Here is a 2,596-nt window from a genome sequence, read left to right on the forward strand (position 1 = left end):
GGCGTAGCAGCTTCAGCATCGGACGCCCCCCCTAAACCCCTTCCACCTCGCGCACGTTCTCGATCCCAGCGGCCGTCAGGGCGGCGATCAGCTCCTCGACCGCCGTCGCCAACTCGGCCGCATCGCGCCCGCGCAGCACCAGGTTCGAGCCGTAGATCCCGTCGCCGAAGAATGGGTAGCTGCCCAGCGACATGTCGGGATGAGCCTTGGCCACGGTTTCCAGCGGCAGGGCGATGACGCCCTCGCCGGAGCCTTCGACCCGTACGGTGCGCGAGATGGTCACCGCGCCGCCCTTCAGGCGATGGCCGACGTCTTCCAGCATGCCGCGCATGATGGTCGGCACCCCGGCCAGCACGAAGACATTGCCGATCATGAAGCCAGGCGGCCCCTGGACGGGGTTCTTCACCAGCACGCCCCCTACCGGAACCCGCGCCATGCGCCGGCGCGCGGCGTTGGGGGCGCCGCCCCAGCGCGCCGCCATCATCACCAGAATCTCGGGATGCTCTTCCAGCTCGACACCGAACGCCGCGGCCACCGCGTCGGCGGTGATGTCGTCATGCGTGGGGCCGATGCCTCCAGTGGTGATCACATAGTCATAGCGGGTGCGCAGCGCATCGAGCGCCGCCACGATCTCTTGAACGTCGTCAGTGACGGTCCGCGCCTCGGCGAGGTCCACACCGTGCACGCCCAGATACTTGGCGATGTCGCGCAGGTTGGTGTCTTGGGTGCGGCCCGAGAGGATCTCGTCGCCGATGATCAGCACTCCTGCGGTCACCCGCCCGTCCGCCGAACCTGCCATACGCCTTGCCCACCATGCTCGCGCGACACGCCGCGCATGACTTTCGACTAACCCTGCTCGGCGACCGCTCGCAACCGTTCGTTGGCGTCATGGGTCTTGATCGAGGCGACAAGCTGCTGGCTCTTTGCACGCCGGGTTCCTAAATCGACCCCTCCCGCCCTCCTCCGGATAGCCCATGGATTTCCCCCAGCCGCTGATGCGCGGCACGCTCGTCAGCCGCTACAAACGCTTCTTTGCCGACGTGATCCTGGAGGACGGCTCGGCCATCACCGCGCACTGCCCCAATCCTGGCGCGATGTTGGGCGTCAACACTCCGGGCCTGCCCGTCTGGTTGTCGAAATCAGGCGATCCAAAGCGCAAGCTCGCCCACACGCTGGAGTTCGTCGAGGCCGAGGGCGGACTGGTCGGCGTCAACACCATGGCCCCCAACCGCCTGGTCGCCGAGGCCCTGGCCGCCGACGCCATCCCCGAGCTCGCCGGCTACGCCACCCACCGCCGCGAGGTGAAGTACGGCGAGGCCTCCCGCGTCGACTTCCTGCTGGAACACCCAGATCGAACGCCCTGCTGGCTGGAGATCAAGAACTGCCATCTTTCGCGAACCAAGGGCCTGGCTGAGTTTCCCGACTGCGTGGCGGCTAGGTCGACGAAGCACCTGCGCGAGCTCGAAACCATGGCGGCCGCCGGTGAGCGCGCCGTGGTGCTGTTCGTCGTCCAACGCACCGACTGCGAGGGCTTCCGGGCCTGCGCCGAACTGGATCCAAGGTTCGCCGCGGCGCTCGATCACGCCGCGGCCGCGGGGGTCGAGGTGCTGGTCTACACCGCCAAGATGTCGCCGAAGGCCGTAACCCTCAGCCATCGGATCCCTTGGACGCCGCAAGCCTGAAGGACCAGCTCCCGCGCCCTATCAGTTCCGCCAGCTTGCGGCGGCGGGCCGATCAGCCAATCTGAGAGAGAAGCAGGCCCCTAGCCCGCGGCCTTGGAGGCCAAGTCGCACGATGACCAACACCGGCATCCCGGCGCCAGGCCAGGTGGGCAAGATCATCAAGGCCTATGCCGCAGGCCTCCCCGCCGTCGACTTCACCCAGCCGGCCGGCGAGCCAGCGCTGGCCAGCCCGGACTCGGTCTCCTGGCTGGTGTTCAAGAACCCAGTCTCGCTGTTCATCGGCGGAACCACCGCGGTGCTGCTCGAGCTGGCCGAGCCGCGGGTTCGCTCCGGGGTCTGGGACCACACCAGCTTCCGCACCGATCCGTTGCCGCGCATGGCGCGCACCGGCTTGGCGGCCATGTTCACGGTCTACAGCGCCAAATCTGTCGCCGAGCGGATGATCGCCAGCGTCGGACGGATGCATGCGCAGGTGAGCGGGGTCACACCGGCCGGCCAGGCCTACCGGGCGGCCGATCCAGAACTGCTCAACTGGGTGCAGGCCACCGCCTCGTTCGGCTTTCTCCAGGCCTACCACAGCTTCGTGCGTCCCTTGTCCCAGGCCGACCGCGACCGCTTCTACGCCGAGGCCGCCCCAGCCGCCCGGCTCTATGGCGCGCTCGGCGCGCCGCAGTCCGAAGCCATTTTGGCACAGCAATTCGATGCAATGCGTCCCAAGTTGGCACAGCCCCAGATCGTCTTCGACTTTCTGGACATCATGCGGCGCACCCCCGCCGCACCCGGCCCATTGCGACCACTGCAACACCTGCTCATCCGCGCCAGCGTCGAGATCCTGCCCCCGTGGGCCCGCGACATCCTGGGCTTGGGGCGGGACTACGGCCTGCGATCATGGGAGCGTGGCGTGGTTTCGCTGG

General features: G+C 68.0%; 3 protein-coding genes. 2 read left to right on the top strand and 1 reads right to left on the bottom strand.

Features of this window, described 5'->3' with window-relative positions; genetic code table 11:
- Positions 1–31 precede the first annotated feature (31 nt).
- Positions 32–799 (bottom strand): competence/damage-inducible protein A, encoded by a 768-nt coding sequence (locus Q7T84_RS00610; RefSeq protein ID WP_304805620.1) that lies wholly within the window; start codon positions 797–799, stop codon positions 32–34.
- A gap of 175 nt (positions 800–974) precedes the next feature.
- On the opposite strand from Q7T84_RS00610, the gene sfsA reads away from it, so the two are divergent.
- Both sfsA and Q7T84_RS00620 read left to right on the top strand, forming a co-directional pair.
- Positions 975–1,682, top strand: a complete 708-nt coding sequence (gene sfsA / locus Q7T84_RS00615; RefSeq protein ID WP_304805621.1) for a DNA/RNA nuclease SfsA — start codon at positions 975–977, stop codon at positions 1,680–1,682.
- Positions 1,683–1,794: 112 nt separating this feature from the next.
- On the top strand, positions 1,795–2,596 hold an 802-nt coding region (locus Q7T84_RS00620; protein WP_304805622.1), incomplete at its 3' end, for an oxygenase MpaB family protein.

It is taken from the genome of Phenylobacterium sp. (assembly GCF_030654915.1).
GTDB lineage: Bacteria > Pseudomonadota > Alphaproteobacteria > Caulobacterales > Caulobacteraceae > Phenylobacterium.

Bases quoted from the DNA above. Each gene is read 5' to 3' on its own strand.
- Q7T84_RS00610 (WP_304805620.1), bottom strand. From the start codon at position 799: ATGGCAGGTTCGGCGGACGGGCGGGTGACCGCAGGAGTGCTGATCATC.
- sfsA (WP_304805621.1), top strand. From the start codon at position 975: ATGGATTTCCCCCAGCCGCTGATGCGCGGCACGCTCGTCAGCCGCTAC.